The sequence below is a fragment of the Actinomyces viscosus genome, assembly GCF_900637975.1.
In the GTDB taxonomy this organism is placed as follows: domain Bacteria; phylum Actinomycetota; class Actinomycetes; order Actinomycetales; family Actinomycetaceae; genus Actinomyces; species Actinomyces viscosus.
In genome coordinates, this window is the sequence record NZ_LR134477.1 from 3,132,715 (window position 1) to 3,149,967 (window position 17,253).

Genomic DNA, 17,253 nt, shown 5'->3' on the forward strand with positions numbered 1-17,253 from the left:
GTGCTTCTGACCGCGCTCCTGCCCCCACTGCTCGCCGACACCGGCATCGTCCGCACCGTTCGTGCGGCCGCCTCGCGCTCGCGCTCCGACCGCAGCCTCGTCGTCGCTCCGGGTGCCCGACCCGCCGTCCTGGCCGCCATGGCCCTGGGGGTGGAGGGTGTCAACCGGGTCGCCGGCGATGTCGTCTCCGACGACGCCGTCGGGCCGAAGGACTCTGACGCCGACGCCGATTCCGGCACGCCCCTGCTGGTGGTCACTGCCACCGGCCGCGAGGCCGAGGAGACCACCCTGGCCCTGCGCAGCTACCTGCCGGCCGACGACGTCGCCGTCATGCCCGCCTGGGAGACCCTGCCCCACGAGCGCCTCTCACCGCGCGCCGATACCGTCGCCCAGCGCTTGTCCGTCCTGCGTCGCCTGGCCCACCCCGAGGAGGGTGGGGCGATCCGCGTCCTCGTCGTCCCTGTGCGAGCCCTGCTGGCCCCCGTCATCGCCGGACTCGGCGAGCTCGAACCCGTTCACCTCGCCCCCGGCCTGGCCCTCGGCCTGGAGGAGACCGCCCGTCGTCTGGAGGCCGCCGCCTACACCCGCGTCGACATGGTCGAGTCCCGCGGCGAGTACGCCGTGCGCGGCGGGATCCTCGACGTCTTCCCGCCCTCCGAGCCCAGGCCGGTGCGCGTGGACTTCTTCGGTGACGAGATCGATGAGGTCTCCTCCTTCGCTGTCGCCGACCAGCGCACCATCGAGGCACTGGGCTCCGTCACCGCCACCGCCTGTCGCGAGCTGGTCCTGACCGACAGCGTGCGTGAGCGCGCCGCCGCCCTGACCGACGTCGTCCCCGGCGCCGCTGACATGCTGGAGAGGATCAGCCAGGGCATCGCCGTGGAGGGCATGGAGTCCTTGGCCCCGGTGCTGGTCGACTCGATGGTCCCGCTGCTCGACCTCGTCGGCGACCGGCTCACGGTGCTCCTGGAGCCCGAACGGGTCCGTAAGCGCGCCGAGGACCTGACGGCCACCACCGCCGAGTTCCTCGCCGCCGCCTGGACCTCGGCGGCCTCCGGTGGTACGGCCCCCGTCGACCTGTCCGCAGCGGCCTTCGCCCACCTGGCCGAGGCCCGGGCGCTGGCGATGTCCACCAACCGCGGCTGGTGGTCCTTTACCGCCCTGGCCGCCGGCCCCGAGACCACCCGTCTGCCTCTGAGTGACCCGCGCACCTACCGCGGCGAGCTCGATCGGGCGGTGGCCGACCTGGGCCAATGGGTCCGCCAGGGCTGGACCGTCGTCGTGGCCACCGACGGGCCCGGGCCCGGCCGGCGCATGGCCCAGCTCCTGGGTGACGGCGACGTGCCCGCCCGCATCGTCGACCAGCTCTCTGAGGTCGGCGAGCTCGGCCGCGACGGCGACTGGGCCCCCGACCCAGCTGTCTCCACCGATGCGATCGCCGGCGAGACGGAGGGAGCGGCTGATGTCGTCGTCGACAGCGCTGATCGTGCCGCCGGTAGTGCCGGTACTGGGACTGACGGGCCGGCCGGCGGCCCCGTGGCCGGCCCGGGAGACGGAGTCGTACGCGTCACTCAGGCCAGTGCCGGTCACGGCTTCCTCGCCGAGGGGCTGCGCCTGGCCCTTATCGCCGAGTCCGACCTCACCGGGCGGGCCTCGGCCGGCCCCCGTGAGCGCCGTAGCCTGCCGGCCCGCCGCACCCGTCGCTCCGTGGACCCCCTGTCCCTGCACGCCGGGGACCTCGTGGTCCACGCCCAGCACGGGGTGGGGCGCTTCATCGAGCTGAGCAGGCGCACCGTGGGCGGGGCCCGTTCGTCGGCCACCCGCGAGTACCTCGTCATCGAGTACGCGCCCTCCAAGCGCGGCCAGCCCGGCGACCGCCTCCTGGTGCCCACCGACGCCCTGGACCAGGTCACCAAGTACGTCGGCGGTGACAGTCCCGCCTTGAGCAGGATGGGCGGCGCCGACTGGGCCAAGACTAAGTCCAGGGCCCGCAAGGCCGTGCGCGAGATCGCCGGCGAGCTCGTGCGCCTCTACGCCGCCCGCGCCGCCACCACCGGCCACGCCTTCGGCCCCGACACCCCCTGGCAGACCGAGCTGGAGGAGGCCTTCCCCTACACCGAGACCCCCGACCAGCTCTCCACCATCGACGAGGTCAAGGCCGACATGGAGAAGGCCCAGCCGATGGACCGGCTCGTGTGCGGCGACGTCGGCTACGGCAAGACCGAGATCGCCGTGCGCGCCGCCTTCAAGGCCGTCCAGGACGGCAAGCAGGTCGCGGTCCTGGTGCCCACGACGCTGCTGGTCAGCCAGCACGCCGAGACCTTCACCGAGCGCTACGCCGGCTTCCCGGTGACCGTGGGGGCCCTGTCCCGCTTCCAGGACGCCGCCGAGTCCGCCAAGGTGCTCCAGGGCCTGGAGCAGGGGAGCATCGACGTCGTCGTCGGAACCCATCGCCTCATCACCGGCCAGGTGAAGTTCAAGGACCTGGGCCTGGTCATCATCGACGAGGAGCAGCGCTTCGGGGTGGAGCACAAGGAGACCCTCAAGGCGCTGCGCACCAACGTGGACGTCCTGTCGATGTCGGCCACCCCGATTCCGCGAACCCTGGAGATGGCGGTCACCGGCCTGCGCGAGATGTCCACCCTGGCGACCCCGCCCGAGGACCGCCACCCGATCCTGACCTACGTGGGCGCTTACGAGACCAAGCAGGTCTCCGCCGCCATCCGCCGCGAGCTGCTGCGCGAGGGGCAGGTGTTCTTCGTCCACAACCGGGTCGAGGACATCGACGCCACCGCCGCGCGCCTGGCCGAGCTGGTCCCCGAGGCGCGCGTGGCCACCGCCCACGGTCAGATGAACGAGCACCAGCTCGAAGCGGTCATCGACTCCTTCTGGCGCAAGGAGACCGACGTGCTCGTGTGCACCACGATCGTGGAGACCGGCCTGGACGTCTCCAACGCCAACACCCTCATCGTCGACCGCGCCGACCGCATGGGCCTGTCCCAGCTCCACCAGCTGCGCGGGCGCGTGGGGCGCGGCCGCGAGCGCGCCTACGCCTACTTCCTCTACCCCTCGGACAAGCCGCTGACCGAGACCGCCCTGGAGCGCCTGCGCACCATCGCCACCAACACCGACCTGGGGGCCGGGATGCAGGTGGCCATGAAGGACCTGGAGATCCGCGGCTCGGGCAACCTGCTGGGCGGCGAGCAGTCCGGGCACATCGCCGGGGTCGGCTTCGACCTGTACGTGCGCATGGTCTCCGAGGCCGTCTCCGCCTACAAGAAGGCCCTGGCCCGCTCCGGGAAGGCCGGCGCCGCCGTCGGCTTCGAGGAGGGCGACGACGAGGACGTCGAGCTGCGCATCGAGCTGCCCGTGGACGCCACCGTCCCCGGGGACTACATCCCCCACGAGCGCCTGCGCCTGGAGGCGTACACGAAGTTCGCGGCGGCGCGCTCGGCGGAGCAGGTCGACGACGTCCTGGAGGAGCTGGCCGACCGCTACGGGCCGGTGCCCGAGGCAACCGCCCGCCTGGCGGCGCTGGCGCGGCTGCGGGCCCTGGCGGCCGAGCTAGGGGTGCGAGAGATCGTCGCCCAGGGCAAGTCGGTGCGCTTCGCCCCGGTGGACCTGCCCGAGTCGGCGCGCATGAAGGTCACCCGCCTCTACCCGGGCACGGTCCTCAAACCGGCCACGCGCACCATCGTGGTGCCCGCGCCGGGCACCAACCGCATGGGCGGGGCGGCCCTGTCCGGCGAGGAGGTCGTGCGGTGGGCTGAGGTGCTGCTGCACGCCGTCGTCGAGGGCGATGCTGCCTACGAGACCGAGGCCACCACCTACCGCAGGCGCCGCTGAGGGCCGCTCCGGTACCGGCTCCTGATCCGCGGGTACTCCACGTGGGCTGGGGGCCACTCCACGGGGGTTGACCGCACTGCACGGGATTCCGACCCAGGTGGAGTGCGGTCAACCCCTGGTCAGTAGGACCCGACCCTCGTGGAGTGGGAGCGGGGCCGCCGTGTGAGGGCCGTACTCTACGAAGGAGCTCAACGAAGGAGGGGCGGGAGGGCTGCGTGCGCCGTCGGAGACGGGGCGGTAAGGTCTGGGGCCAGCAACGTTGTGACACCCTGTCGCCCCATCCTGCCGCTTTCCGGCGTCGTCCCCTCCAGGAGCAGACCGTGACCCGAAGCCTCACCGCACGCACGCGCGTCCTCGCCGCCGGCGCTGCACTCCTCATCGCCGTCGGGGCGCTCACCGGCTGCAACGACCGCCCGGGCCAGGCCGCTGACATGCGGTACACCGGCCTGGACGGAGCCGGCCACTCCATCGTCGTGACCGAGAAGGACATCGACGTCGTGGCCAAGGACATGGAGCCCAAGCCCGGCCAGGCGACCCAGGGAACGGAGCAGGAGCGCCAGACCCCGACGCGGGTGGACATCGCCGGCGCCCTCATCGAGGCCCCCATCATCACGGAGGTCGGCCAGGCCCACGGCATCACCGTCACCGACGCGCAGATCGTGCAGCTGGCCAAGGAGCAGCTGGGCTTCGAGCCGCGCGAGGCCAGCACGCTCGCCTACCTGCGGGCGAACATCCTGTTCAACCAGTTCCGTCAGCAGCAGGACCAGAACCAGGCCCAGGCCATCGCCGCCGACCTGAGCAAGCTCCGCGCCACGATGACCGGCGACCGCTCACCGCGCTACCCCGACAGCGCCCCGGCCTGGTGGACCCAGGAGGACCCCCGCCTGAGCGCGACCAACAACCCCACCGGCGGCAACCAGCAGCAGGCTCCCCAGCAGGGCGACCAGCAGCAGCCCCAGCAGCAGGCCCCGCAACAAGGCGGTCAGCAGCAGCCCCAGCAGGACGGCCAGCAGACCGTCCCGCAGGGAGGGGCCGAGCAGCCCTCCGACTCCGGTCAGACGGATGGCCAGGCCGGAGGCGAGACGGAGTCGGGCACCGGCGACGGCGCCGCTGACGGTGCTGCTGACGGTGCCGCGCAGCCAGATCAGGCCGACGGCGGTGCCGACCAGTCCGAGGGCGGCGCCCGGTAAGGGACCGGCGGAACCGGGGACGTAACGCCGTCCAGTGTTCTCGCCGGGCGTGAACACTGTGTATTCCCCAGGACCATTGCCCTCGTGGTGAGGTGGCCGGCCCGCTAGGCTGGGCCTGCATTCGGCAGTCGCGCGCGAGCGTGCCCGACGCCGACGACCTCATTACGACCCCTCAGCAAGGAGCACCAAGTGGCCCTCATCGAGAACGTTCACGCCCGCGAGATCCTCGACTCCCGTGGCAACCCGACCCTCGAGGTCGAGATCCTCCTGGAGGACGGTGCCTCCGCTCGCGCCGCCGTCCCCTCGGGCGCCTCCACCGGTGCCTTCGAGGCCGTCGAGCTGCGCGACGGCGACAAGGACCGCTACGGCGCCAAGGGTGTCGAGAAGGCCGTCGCCAACGTCAACGACGTCATCGCCCCCGAGATCATCGGCTTCGACGCCGCCGACCAGCGCGGCCTCGACCAGCTCATGATCGAGCTCGACGGCACCCCCAACAAGGGCAAGCTCGGCGCCAACGCCATCCTCGGCGTCTCCCTGGCCGCCGCCCAGGCCTCCGCCGAGTCCGCCGGCCTGGACCTGTTCCAGTACGTCGGCGGCCCCAACGCCCACATCCTGCCCGTGCCCATGATGAACATCCTCAACGGCGGCTCCCACGCCGACTCCAACGTGGACATCCAGGAGTTCATGATCGCCCCCATCGGCGCCCCCACCTTCCGTGAGGCCCTGCGCATGGGTGCCGAGGTCTACCACGCCCTCAAGGCGGTCGTGAAGGAGCGCGGCCTGTCCACCGGCCTGGGTGACGAGGGCGGCTTCGCCCCCAACCTCGACTCCAACCGCGAGGCCCTCGAGCTCATCGTCGAGGCCATCGAGAAGGCCGGCTACAAGCCCGGCAAGGACGTGGCCCTGGCCATGGACGTCGCCTCCTCGGAGTTCTTCGACGAGAAGACCAAGACCTACCAGTTCGAGGGCGAGGCCCGCGACAACGACTTCATGGTCGACTACTACGAGAAGCTCGTGAAGGACTTCCCGATCGTCTCCATCGAGGACCCGCTCTCCGAGGACGAGTGGGACGACTGGAAGGCCCTGACCGACAAGATCGGTGACAAGGTCCAGCTCGTCGGCGACGACTTCTTCGTCACCAACCCCGAGCGCCTCGCCAAGGGCATCAAGCTCGGCGCCGCCAACGCCCTGCTGGTCAAGGTCAACCAGATCGGCTCCCTGACCGAGACCCTTGAGGCCGTCGAGATGGCCCACCGCGCCGGCTACAAGTCCATGACCTCCCACCGCTCCGGCGAGACCGAGGACGTCACCATCGCCGACCTGGCCGTGGCCACCAACTCCGGCCAGATCAAGACCGGCGCCCCCGCCCGCGGCGAGCGCGTCAACAAGTACAACCAGCTCCTGCGCATCGAGGAGGCCCTCGGCGACGCCGCGGTCTACGCCGGCGCCGGCGCCTTCCCCCGCTTCCAGGCCTGAGCCTGACAGCGGCCTGCCGACGACGAGCAGCTGACTGACGCATCCGCTCGACGACGGCGCACGCTCCCGCTCCGGGGCAGACGGGTCCTCCCGCCTGCCCCGGAGCGTCGTCAGCGGCCGGAGCGGTTGACGGGCGCGAGTGAGCAACGCGCCCGGTGGGGTGCGCTCTCGCGCGCCCTGAGGTGAGGCAGGATGCCGGTATGACTCCGCGCCGCCCCACCTCCAGCCAGTCCGGGACGCGCCGCGTCGCCCGCGGCGCCCGACCCCGTCAGGTCCCGACCGAGCGGGCGGCCTCCTCATCCGGCGCGGCCGGTTCGGACCCGGTCGACTCCGAGCCCCAGGGGCTGCCGACGACGGCGCCCGAGCGGGTCCTGCCGCCCCGGATCGTCACCCTGGCGGTCGTGTGCCTGCTGGCCTTCGTCGTCGTCTTCACCTCGCTGCGCGCCTACCTGTCCCAGCAGGCCCAGTACGACGCCGTCGTCGCCAAGATCAAGGAGGCCTCCGACACCTCCACCAGCCTGGAGAACGAGCTGGCCCAGTGGAAGGACGACACCTACGTGCGAGCCCAGGTGCGTGAGCGCCTCGGCTACGTCATGCCCGGCGACACCAGCTACGTCGTCGTCGGCGCCGACTCCGTCAAGCAGCCCGGCGCCGGCGGCGGGGCCACCCAGGGCTCCCAGAGCGTCCCCTGGTACCAGGCGCTGCGCGAGTCCTCCCAGGCGGCCGGCCAGTCCGAGGACTCCGCCGACGGCGCCGGGCAGGGCGGCTCTCAGAGCGACACGGGCGGTAAGACCCTCAACCCCACCGGGACGGGGCTGCCGACGGGTGCACCCAGTCAGGCGCCGTCGGACCCGCCCAGTACCTCTCCGAGCCCGGCCGCCACCCCGCAGACGAAGGAGACCCCGTGACCTCGAACCCTCAGACTCCGGAGAGCGAACCGGCTCCTGAGCAGTCCCTTGCGCAGGACTCTGAGGCGGTCACGCCGGCCGACCTCGAGGCCCTGGCCGCCCAGCTGGGGCGGGTGCCGCGCGGTGTCGTCGCCATCGCGGTCCGATGCGTGTGCGGGCGCCCCACCGTGGTGCGCACCGCCCCGCGCCTCGACGACGGCACCCCCTTCCCGACCAGCTACTACCTCACCCACCCGGCCGCCGTGAAGGGCTGCTCCACCCTTGAGGCCGAGCACCTCATGGAGACCTTCAACGCCGACCTGGCTGCCGACGAGGAGCTGGCCGCCGCCTACGCCGCCGCCCACGCCGACTACCTGGCGCGACGGGCCGAGCTGGGGCTGGTCCCCGAGATCGAGGGTGTCTCCGCCGGCGGCATGCCCACCCGCGTCAAGTGCCTCCACGCCCTGCTCGGGCACGCCCTGGCCGCCGGGCCCGGCGTCAACCCGATCGGCGACTGCACGCTGGAGGTGCTGCGGGAGCGCGGACTGTGGGATCCTGAGCGCTGCTTCTGCTGACCGGCCGGGCGGCCCGCCCGACCCGTCGCGGTCCCGCCGGCCACTGCGGTCAGCCGTCCGCACTGCCCTACCGGCCCCTACCCGTCCCCGTCCTCTCCATCCCGCCCCAGCCCAGGAGGCCGCCGCCATGACCCGCGTCGCCGCAATCGACTGCGGTACCAACACCATCCGCCTCCTCATCGCCGAGGCTGACCGCGACGAGACCGGGCGCCCCCGCCTGGAGGTTCTGCGCCGACGCAACGAGATCGTGCGCCTGGGCCAGGGCGTGGACCGCACCGGCAGGCTCGACCCCGCCGCCCTTGAGCGCACGCTGAGGGTCGTGGAGGCCTACGCCGCCGACTGCGCCGAGCTGGGGGTCGCCCCCGGGGAGGGCACCCGGCGCTTCGTGGCCACCTCCGCCACCCGTGACGCCCGCAACCGGGAGGACTTCGTGGCCGGCGTGAACCGGCTGCTGGGCGTTGAGCCCGAGGTCGTCAGCGGCCAGGAGGAGGCCCGCCTGTCCTTCAGCGGCTCGCTCCTGGGGGCCCGCGCAGGCGGTGACCCCGGCGAGGAGGCGCAGGGCGGGGCGGGTTCCGCGCAGGCGCCGCGCCTCGTCGTCGACCTCGGAGGCGGCTCCACCGAGCTGGTCCTGGGCGTGGACGCCCCCAGCGCCGCCATCAGCCTGGACACCGGCAGCGTGCGCATCACCGAGCGCTTCCTGTCGGGCGGCGTCACCCCGGACGCCGAGGCCGCCGCCCGCGCCGAGGTGCGCGGCCTGCTGGACGGCGCCGAGCGGGTCGTCGACCTGTCCGCCCCCGGGCAGCTGGTCGGCCTGGCCGGCACCATCACCACCGTCACCGCCCACGCCCTGGGCCTTCAGACCTTCGACCCCGAGGCCCTCAGCGGCGCCGAGCTGAGCCCGCAGACGGTCCTGGCCTCCTGCGAGGCGATCGTCCACTCCACCGCGGAGCAGCGCGCCTCCTGGGGTTACCTGGCTCCCGGGCGCCGCGACGTCATCGCCGCCGGGGCCCTCGTGTGGAGCGAGGTCGTCTCCCGGGTGGTGGAGCGGACCACCGCCGCCGGGCACCCGCTGGAACGGGTCACCACCAGCCTCTACGACATCCTCGACGGCATCGCCCTGTCGCTCGTGCCCGCGCAGAGCCCCACGGAAGGCGTCGGGGCATGAGCCGGGAGTCCTCGCTGACCTGGGGCGGGCGCACCATCACCAGCGGCCCCGGGGAGCTGCCCGCGGTGGCCGTCTCCCTGACCGGGCCGACCGCCGCCCGTGCACGCGTCCAGGCCCGTCACGCCATCGACGCCGGCGCCGACGTTCTTGAGCTGCGGGTCGACCTGCTTGAGGAGGCCGACGCCCTGGTGGGCTTCGCCGAGGCCTCGGCCGCTGCGGCGTCGGCGAGCGCCTCGATCCTGGCTCCGACGACGTCGCCCGCGGGGTGGCGCGGGACGGCCGGCCCGGCAGCCGAGCCCGACGACGAGAGCGCTACCGAGTCCTCCGGTGAGCAGGCGCCGGCCCCCGACCCGATGGTCGTGTCCACGGCGGCCGCTCAGGTCCTGGAGTGCCTGCGCCGCATGGCCGGCGTCGTCGACGGCGCCCCCCTCCTGCTCACGTGCCGCACCGCCGCCGAGGGCGGACGGGCCCAGCTGGACGACGCCGGCTACGGCGCGGTCCTTGGTGCCGTGCTCGACGAGCTGGCCGACTGGGCGCCCGAGCGCCGCCCGAGAGCTATCGATGTCGAGGTCCAGCGCGGATGCCTGCCGCAGGTCGCTGAGCAGGCCCACGGCCTGGGTATCGACGTCGTCGCCTCCTTCCACGACTTCGAGGCCACTCCCGCCGACGCCGTCCTGGAGGAGGTCCTGGACCGGATGGTCTCCGAGGGGGCGGACCTCGCCAAGATTGCCGTATGGCCCACCAGTGCCGACGACGTTGCCCGCCTCCTGAGCGTGTGCGCCAGGGCCACCGCGGGCCCGGGGGAGGGGACGGGGCTCGGCGTGCCCGTGGCCGCCATGTCCATGGGGGCGCTCGGCGCGGTCAGCCGCGTGGCCCCGGCCTTCGGGACGGCGCTCACCTTCGCCGTCGTCCCCGATGAGCTGGGGGAGTCTCAGGCCTCCGCCCCCGGTCAGCTGCCGATCCAGGACGTGCGCCGCTGCCTGGAGCTCCTGAGTGCCTGAACCCGTCTCTTACTTTAAGCATCGCATTTTCCGTGGAGGCTTTACCTGAATGTGTTCCTGCAGGAGACGCAGTATTATTGGGGCTGGATTCGTGGCGGGAATCGGTGGTCTTCTCGGTGGCTGCTCCTCGGTTTTTGAGGGGTTGCGAGGCGGCGGCCCTCACTTCGCGAAGTTCACAGAACCTTCTAAAAAGCTGACGGTCAAGACTGATCTGAAGAACATCGATAGACGTATGCCGGGTGTTCAGGTATCCGCCGCTCACTGGGTCGCGCAACGTCAAGGAAGTGGCCGGCTCGATCTCCCGGCGCCCGAGGACAGGTACTGGCTCCATGCGGTCATAGAGCTGAAGTCTAATAGTACCCAGCGTCTCGTCGGGGCCTCGAACGGTACGGCGGATCCCTTGCCGGGAATCTACCCCGACCTGCGCCAGTACGTTCCCAAGGATGACGTCTTCGCCGCGGTGGCGAAGGAGAAGGCCGATGAGATCCTTGATGTCGAGCATCTCGTGCAAGACAGTGATGAAGGTTCGGGAAGTGAAACGTTCGGCGTGGACGAGCTTGCGGTCTGTTCAGGCTCCAACCTGATGATTCTTATCGGAAGTGGAGTCAAGCCGTAAATGAGGCCTATCCTTTGCTGTGGGTGTTGACCTCTCGTCCTTGTTCAGTTCCTTGTGCAGCAGTGCCTTTGCTGTTTGAATATGAGGGTGATCGCTGAGGGAAGTGGAAACAGGAGTGTCCGACCATGACCAGATGCCGACGACGTACCATCGTCATCATGGCGGTGGTGGTTGGCGCGGCCTCGACGCTGAGCGGCTGCGCCTCTCTGCTGGGGCGTCGGCGTCAGACACAGGATGATCGTTTCGAGACGTTCTCCGAGTACGTCCCCGAGAAGCTTGAGGTCCGGACCGATCTGGAGCCCCTTGAAAAGCGCATGCCGGGCGCTAGCCTCGATCTTTCATTGGTTGGTTGAGTGGGGTGTGGGTGGCGTCGTTGCCGGTGTCGTGGGGGCGATTATGCTGGTTGGGTGTGACGGTCTGCCGCGTGTCGTCTCGCGGTGGTCGGGCCTTTCCAGGGGCCAGGGTTGTTCCTTCAGGGTCGTGGTGGGCAGGAGGCGGCGGTCGGGTGCCTATGGTGCGGGTAGGGCCTGAAAGCTGCTCAGTGCGGTCAGCAGGAGGCTGGTGAAGGGGTGGTCGGCCTTGTAGCGCAGGACGGTGCGGCGGGCACGGTGGGTGATGACGGCGGGGATGCTCATCAGGCGCAGGCGGATCGTCCTGGGCTCCCAGGTGCGGGCGGGGGTGGAGGCCAGGGCGAGCGGCTGGGAGAAGGCCAGCAGGTCACAGGCCAGGGCCACGATCAGGCACCAGATACGGTTCTGGGCGAACCCCTGCAAGGGAAAGCGGTCAAGCCCGGTGTCCTTGGCACAGCGGATACGGTCCCCTGGCAGCGGGCCCGTAGCCGGTGGCGGACCTCGAGATCGGCGAGCTGACCTACTTTTGTGTTGGTGGCGAAGGCGGTCAGCCGGTAGCCCCCGACGTCCTCGAAGCGCAGCTGGGCTCCCTGGTGGGGCCGCTCTCGGCGCACGGTTGACCCGCACCCCCTTGGGCCAAGCGGTCAGGTCCAGCAGGTCAGTGATCTCAGCGACGTCCGCACCCTGCCTGGGCTGTCCGTCAGCGTTGTAGGCCGGGTCCCAGGCGGCCTCGGGGATGGTGCCCGTGGATCTGCGGCGTGTGGTCCGGCAGCGTGAACCCCACGCTGTAGGACACCCGCCGACGGGCCAGGAGCTCAATGGTCTCCTTCGTGCCTCCGGCCCCGTCGATGCGCACCAGCACCTTTCTACCGGGTCTGGGGCCGAGCCCGGCCTGGTCCAGTGCCCGGCGGATGATCTCGACGTGGTCGGCGGCAGTGTTCGATCCCGCGTTACCGGGACGCAGCACGAGCGCCGCGCACTCACCCCCACCGTCGGGGCCGTGGTCGAACCACGCGGTCAGCGGGTGGTAGCCGAACCCCTTCTTGAAGGTCGGGGCCGCACCCTCTTTGTCTGAGTGCACATTAACCAAGGTGGCGTCGACGTCGATCACCAACGGCCGGTTCGCCGAGACGCCGGCGGTCGGTGAGTGCTCGCCGGCCAGGGCCCACACCCGATGCCGCGCTGTCCTGCGGGCCCGGTTGACGGCGGCCTCGACAGCCTCGACGTGGTCGGCCAGGGCCCCTGCAAGTCGCGAGACCGTCGGGTCGGAGGCAACAAGCCCGAAGACCTCCTTGTCGCACCGCAGCAGCGAAAGGTCCGACAGGCACCGGCCTCCCAGGGCCACGCACACCGCCAGATCCAAGATGATCTTGCCCGGGTCGTGCACCGACCCCGGCCGCCGCCACGTAGACAGGGCCTGCGAGAGCTCGTTGCCCAGGCCCGTGACCCCGCTCGTCTCGGTCAGCAGCCTCGCCCCGGCCAGACCCACCGCCGGCACCTGACCGGACTCCACACCCACAACCGGGTACAACCCGCTATTCTTCACCACGAAGGTGTCCTCCCCCTGGAGTTCTCGGATTTCAGCAACCCGCATTATTCCAGGCGAAGCGACACCTTCACCCCACTTTCACCACCTCAACGATGAAATCTCGAGGCTCACTTCGTCTCCGCTCGCTGGGTCGCCCAGTACCGGCAGGAGAAGCGCGAGATGCTGCCGTACCCGGACCGGCCTCTTTGGGTTAACGCGGTTGTATCGCTTGATCCGGAAGCGACCCGGGCTTTCACTGAGGCCTCGACCGGTGAGGTCGAGCGTCTTCCAGGGATCTACCCTGACCTGCGCCAGTACGTTCCCAAGGATGACGTCTTCGCCACGGTGGCGAAGGAGAAGGCCAATGAGATCCTCGACGTCGAGCACATGGTTCAAGATGATCCCAGCACCACGGATACCGACCGGTTCAGGACGGACCAGGTTGCCGTCTGCGCCGACTCCAACCTCCTGATCCTCATTGCGACGGAACATCACATGTGAGTCCGCTGACGAGGTGACGGGCCGGCCCTTCCAGGGGTCCCGCAGCCCCGTGGCTTCGCAGGGTGGTCTTGAGCTAGAGGGGTAGAGCGGGCGACCTCAAGCCGTCAGGCACGAGGTCGTGAGCTCCTCGGTGGCTCGGCCCTACAGCCCCTCCTCCCAGGCCAGGACCGTGCGGGCCATGAGACCCGTGTTGCCGGTCTGGCAGTGGCTGGCCGCGCTCTCGGCCCGCGTGAAGGTGCGGGTGGTCACCGAGCGGGCGGCGGTGAGGCGCTCGGCCTGGCGAACCATCTGGTGCGGCGGCACGAACTCGTCCTCGGCTCCTCGCAGCAGTAGAACGTCCCCGGTGATCCGTGGGGAGACGTCGGCCGTGGAGAAGGCGGCCGCGGCGCGCAGGAACTCGGCGGGCGACTGTGCTCCTGTCACGTGCATGCCCTGCCACATGCCCCACCAGGACATCAGGCTGTGGCGGGCCCTGTCGGCCAGCACCCGGTTGAGGACACTTGTGGGAGCGTGGGTGATGAGCGGCTCGAGGCGCGAGAGAGCCCGGCCGGCGCCGCGTGCCAGCGCCGGCGGAAGCGACTGGGAGACCAGGACCTCCAGGAAGTCGTCAAGCACGTCGAAGGCGACGACGCGCCTGGCCCGCGGCTCGCCGGCGGCGGCGTGCATGACGAGCCCGCCTCCCAGGGACATGCCGACGACCGTGGCCTCATCGACGTCGAAGTGGTCCAGGACCGCTGAGAGGGGCTCCGCCCAGTCGGCGCGCATGGCAAGACGCCTGCCTCCGGTGGGCCCGGGCGCCGTGTCCGCCTCCAGGGCGCCACCCTGCCCGGGCCCCTCGAAGGCGATGACCCTCCGGCCGCGCTGAGCCACCGCGGCCAGGACGGGGAAGGTCTCCTCGATGTAGGAGTCGAAGCCGCCGAAGACGACCCAGGTGCTCGCCGGGGGCACCGCGGCGCCGGGGGCCACCAGCTCATAGGCGGGCAGAAACCCGCCCTCGAAGGGAACCGGATCGAGATCCAGTGCGAAGCAGCTCCGCAGCGAGGAGACGAACCTCCGGCGGGTCGGGGCCTTGAGCGGGTTGCCGGGCTGCATGAAGAACTCGGCGCCGCGGGCGAAGAAGGCGGCTTCCAGGTCATGGCCCTGCTCCTGGGCGCGATCGGCCAGGTCCAGGTAGGTCCGTACCCACTCGGCGATCCGGGTCGTGCGCGGGACGGCCGGTAGGAAGTCGGCGACCGCCTGCTCACTGACGAGCCACCGGTTGGCCTGCAGGTTGAGGAAGGCGTTACCGCTCAGTCGGCGGAAGCCGATGGCGGGTGCGTTCAGGTCGAATGAGTGCGTGACGTCCATGAGGTCCCCTTGATCCCTAAAAGCAATTTCATCGCTTTTAGCGACTGTAGTGCGTGATCCTCCACCGGCGCAAGCTGCTGTCCTAGGCTGACGGCATGAGGGCGGACAGTGAGGAGACGGGGAAGAGCGGCGGGGTGAGGGGCCCCGACGGGACTGCCCGTCCGCGCCCCGGGGGACGCTCCGCGCGCGTGCGTCGGGCGGTGCTCGGCGCCGTCGTCGAGCTGCTTGACGAGGGCGGGGTCCGGGCGGTCGCCATCGCCGAGGTCGCCAAGCGCTCCGGGGTCAACGCCTCCTCGATCTACCGCCGCTGGCTGGGGGTCGATGTCCTCATCCTCGACGCGGCCCAGGACCTGAGCCTGGATGCCATCGAGGTCGCCGACACCGGCTCCCTCGAGGGGGATCTGTGTGCAACGGTGACGTCGGTGGCCGCCTTCCTGCGTACGGATCTTGGCGCCGCCATGGCGCGCGCCCTCATCGACGTGCCTCCGGAGGTTCTTGAGCGTCTGGTCGACTGGCCTCAGTTCTGGACCACCCGCCTGCTGCGCTTCGAGCCGGTCTTCACCCGAGCCGTCGCGCGAGGGGAGCTGGACGACGACGTCGACCGCTCCGCCATCGTCTCCGTCGGCGAGCTGATCGCCGCGCAGACCTACTTCCGGGCCCTGTTCCGGCGCGAGGAGATTGACGACGCCGCCGCCCGACTCATCGTGCGGCGCGCACTCGCCGCCGCAGGACTGTCGTAGCCCCGCGAGTTCGTAGGTTATATCTCGCGTTCGAGGGGTAGAGGGTACGACCTCGAGCTGTAAGGTATGACCGCGCGTAGGGAGGGGCTAGACGTCCAGCCGGCGCAGGACACCTGTGGAAGGCCGTCTTGCCTGCGGTTGCGGTAACCATGGGCGGTGCTGTCTGGAGCAAGGGGACAACTGCTCGTTGCTTGACGAGGGGATCGCGGGTTTCTGGCCGCCTTCCGCCAGTACCATTTACTGTGCCCGTGGTGTCACTCGACAGCTCGGGTCGCAGGTGGGGGCTCGGGCGTGAAGGAGAGGCGAGCATGGCCGGATACGGGCGGCGCAGCGTTGTCGGCATGGGCGTGCTCGGCGGAGTCGCGCTGGTACTGAGCGGATGCGCCGTACCGGCGGGGAGCGGACAGCGGCGGTTAAGCCCGACGACGCAGACGCCAGACGGTCGTTTCGCGGAGTTCACCGAGTACGTTCCGGAGAAGCTGGAGATCAGGACCGATATGGGGCCCCTGGAAGACGCATGCCGGGCATCGGTATCTCCTCCGCCCACTGGGTCTCCCAGTACTGGCAGGAGGAGCGTGAGTTCCTGCCCCCGCAGGACCGCCCGATCTGGACTCACGTGGTCATGACCGTCGAGCCCGGCAGCGCCCAGGCTCTTGCCGAGGCCTCGAGCGGCCCGGCCGAACCGCTCCCGGGCATCTATCCCGACCTGCGCCAGTACGTTCCGAAGGACGACGCCTTCACCACAGTCCCGAAGACGAAGGCTGAAGAGATCCTCGACGTCGAGCACATGATTCAGGATGACCCGAATACTGCTGAGCCGCACCACTTCCAAACCGATCAGGCCGTCATCTGCGCCGACTCCAACCTCCTGATCCTCATTGCGAAGGAGTGGCACATGTGATTCGGCAGGCCCAGCTGCAGGCCTGCTGCCCATGCGGTCGTAGGTTATATCGCGCGTTCGAGGGGTAGAGGGTACGACCGCGCGACCTACCCTACGAACGCGAGGGGCTTGATCTCGTCGAGGCGCTGCGCCGCTCCGGCCTGCTCGACGTCCTACCTCAGGAACTACCCGACGGGGCAAAGGCGCCGTTGCATATCGGCGACAAGGGCTACATCGGGCTGGGCATGATCTCCCCGAGGAGAAAACCGCGAGCCTAGCCCTCCACCCCAGCGACAAGACTTGCAACCGGGCCGCCAGCCAGATCCGCTACGAGATCGAGAGACTCATCGCCAACATCAAGGCCTGGCGTGTCCTGTACATCGGCTACAGAAGACCACTGCAAACCTTCCCGACAGCCATCACAGCAGTTCCCGGAATCATATTCATCCGCATCCTATGAGTAAGTCTCACAGTTAATTTAATGCACCATTAAAAGAGGAGAACTCGTTATGGTAGGTTGCAGGAGGTTGGGTATGAAATCCGGAATCTCATTAAACTTAAGTATATGATGATGATTGAATCGACGACCCCTAGGATCATTGTCGTGACAACCCGATTGGCGACGGAGCAAAGGTAGCCTGTCGACGTTGAGTATTTGATTAAGTTGTTTGCCTGAGTCGTCATAGTCCTGACTTTCGAGCAACACTTCCGCAGAATATCGGGGCAAAGTGCCTGAGGGTGGTGGAGAGGGCGGTGCCCATGCGAAACCTCTCGAGTGGTCAATTGGTAGTTCTACCCATGGGCGGGGCCATCATGTATCGGCATGGTTTCCCTGGATCTTGCGAAGGACACAACTTTGCGAGAGCCGCCTCCGGCATGTGCTTGCAGTGGGCGCTTCAGCTCGGCAGCGCCGCAATCCCTGCCGCTGAAAGTGATTGAGAAAAAAGGGGGTCGTACATAAATGATGTAAATTGCGGAGGTGTTGTGTGCAGGTTTGAATCCGCATTGGTTGACGTAATGATTGAAGCGAAGGAGGCTATCTAATGTGTGGTGAAGTCGTCCCAAACGTCAAAATGATTTCTGGGTTTTAGTACATCGACAGCCTGCATTCTTATGTTAGAGCAGAGGTTGTCGCCTCTGACGAATTTACC

General features: G+C 69.5%; 13 protein-coding genes and 1 pseudogene. 12 read left to right on the forward strand and 2 right to left on the reverse strand.

The genetic code is table 11. The features are described from left to right. The 9 genes from mfd (at nt 1) to EL340_RS13255 (ending at nt 11,109) form a co-directional block, all read left to right on the forward strand. Nucleotides 1-3,846 (forward strand): transcription-repair coupling factor, encoded by a 3,846-nt coding sequence (gene mfd, locus EL340_RS13215; protein WP_126415003.1) that lies wholly within the window; start codon nt 1-3, stop codon nt 3,844-3,846. 320 nt (nt 3,847-4,166) lie between these two features. Further along, a complete protein-coding gene (locus EL340_RS13220) occupies nt 4,167-5,036 on the forward strand; it encodes a hypothetical protein (protein ID WP_126415004.1) in 870 nt (289 codons plus the stop codon). Between the two features lie 189 nt (nt 5,037-5,225). Beyond that, the gene (gene eno / locus EL340_RS13225; RefSeq protein WP_126415005.1) at nt 5,226-6,512 is read left to right on the forward strand and encodes a phosphopyruvate hydratase; all 1,287 of its coding nucleotides are present in this window, start codon (nt 5,226-5,228) and stop codon (nt 6,510-6,512) included. A gap of 200 nt (nt 6,513-6,712) precedes the next feature. Beyond that, the gene (locus EL340_RS13230; RefSeq protein ID WP_126415006.1) at nt 6,713-7,420 is read left to right on the forward strand and encodes an FtsB family cell division protein; all 708 of its coding nucleotides are present in this window, start codon (nt 6,713-6,715) and stop codon (nt 7,418-7,420) included. Between the two features lie 92 nt (nt 7,421-7,512). After that, nucleotides 7,513-7,974, forward strand: a complete 462-nt coding sequence (locus EL340_RS13235; RefSeq protein ID WP_197722413.1) for a DUF501 domain-containing protein — start codon at nt 7,513-7,515, stop codon at nt 7,972-7,974. A gap of 127 nt (nt 7,975-8,101) precedes the next feature. After that, nucleotides 8,102-9,139: a Ppx/GppA phosphatase family protein gene (locus EL340_RS13240; protein ID WP_126415008.1), complete on the forward strand. Its 1,038-nt coding sequence runs from the start codon at nt 8,102-8,104 to the stop codon at nt 9,137-9,139. Beyond that, entirely contained in the window at nt 9,136-10,140 is a 1,005-nt protein-coding gene (locus tag EL340_RS13245; protein WP_126415009.1) for a type I 3-dehydroquinate dehydratase, read from the forward strand. Before EL340_RS13240 ends, EL340_RS13245 begins: the two co-directional genes overlap by 4 nt. Before the next feature lie 91 nt (nt 10,141-10,231). Continuing rightward, a complete protein-coding gene (locus EL340_RS13250; RefSeq protein ID WP_126415010.1) occupies nt 10,232-10,756 on the forward strand; it encodes a hypothetical protein in 525 nt (174 codons plus the stop codon). 158 nt (nt 10,757-10,914) lie between these two features. Then, on the forward strand, nt 10,915-11,109 hold the full coding sequence (locus EL340_RS13255) for a hypothetical protein (RefSeq protein WP_126415011.1): 195 nt from the start codon (nt 10,915-10,917) through the stop codon (nt 11,107-11,109). Nucleotides 11,110-11,265: 156 nt separating this feature from the next. On the opposite strand, the pseudogene EL340_RS13260 reads toward EL340_RS13255, so the two are convergent. After that, a pseudogene (locus EL340_RS13260) lies at nt 11,266-12,655 on the reverse strand (IS1380 family transposase). 159 nt (nt 12,656-12,814) lie between these two features. Here EL340_RS13260 and EL340_RS13265 point away from each other — a divergent pair. After that, entirely contained in the window at nt 12,815-13,135 is a 321-nt protein-coding gene (locus tag EL340_RS13265) for a hypothetical protein (RefSeq protein ID WP_126415012.1), read from the forward strand. 141 nt (nt 13,136-13,276) lie between these two features. Here the strand turns inward: EL340_RS13265 and EL340_RS13270 are convergent, their stop codons facing one another. Then, on the reverse strand, nt 13,277-14,482 hold the full coding sequence (locus tag EL340_RS13270) for an alpha/beta fold hydrolase (protein WP_126415013.1): 1,206 nt from the start codon (nt 14,480-14,482) through the stop codon (nt 13,277-13,279). 95 nt (nt 14,483-14,577) lie between these two features. Here EL340_RS13270 and EL340_RS13275 point away from each other — a divergent pair, with 95 nt between their 5' ends. Together EL340_RS13275 and EL340_RS15595 are read left to right on the forward strand one after the other, a co-directional pair. After that, complete coding sequence (locus tag EL340_RS13275) at nt 14,578-15,222, forward strand: TetR/AcrR family transcriptional regulator (protein WP_126415014.1); 645 nt, start codon at nt 14,578-14,580, stop codon at nt 15,220-15,222. A 517-nt stretch (nt 15,223-15,739) separates the two neighbouring features. Next, nucleotides 15,740-16,123: a hypothetical protein gene (locus tag EL340_RS15595; RefSeq protein ID WP_232023097.1), complete on the forward strand. Its 384-nt coding sequence runs from the start codon at nt 15,740-15,742 to the stop codon at nt 16,121-16,123. Nucleotides 16,124-17,253: the final 1,130 nt, after the last annotated feature.

Coding starts and splice junctions, on each gene's coding strand:
- EL340_RS13230 (WP_126415006.1), top strand. CDS start 6,713: ATGACTCCGCGCCGCCCCACCTCCAGCCAGTCCGGGACGCGCCGCGTC.
- EL340_RS13240 (WP_126415008.1), top strand. CDS start 8,102: ATGACCCGCGTCGCCGCAATCGACTGCGGTACCAACACCATCCGCCTC.
- EL340_RS13245 (WP_126415009.1), top strand. CDS start 9,136: ATGAGCCGGGAGTCCTCGCTGACCTGGGGCGGGCGCACCATCACCAGC.
- EL340_RS13255 (WP_126415011.1), top strand. CDS start 10,915: ATGGCGGTGGTGGTTGGCGCGGCCTCGACGCTGAGCGGCTGCGCCTCT.
- EL340_RS13265 (WP_126415012.1), top strand. CDS start 12,815: ATGCTGCCGTACCCGGACCGGCCTCTTTGGGTTAACGCGGTTGTATCG.
- EL340_RS13270 (WP_126415013.1), bottom strand. CDS start 14,482: ATGGACGTCACGCACTCATTCGACCTGAACGCACCCGCCATCGGCTTC.
- EL340_RS13275 (WP_126415014.1), top strand. CDS start 14,578: ATGAGGGCGGACAGTGAGGAGACGGGGAAGAGCGGCGGGGTGAGGGGC.
- EL340_RS15595 (WP_232023097.1), top strand. CDS start 15,740: ATGCCGGGCATCGGTATCTCCTCCGCCCACTGGGTCTCCCAGTACTGG.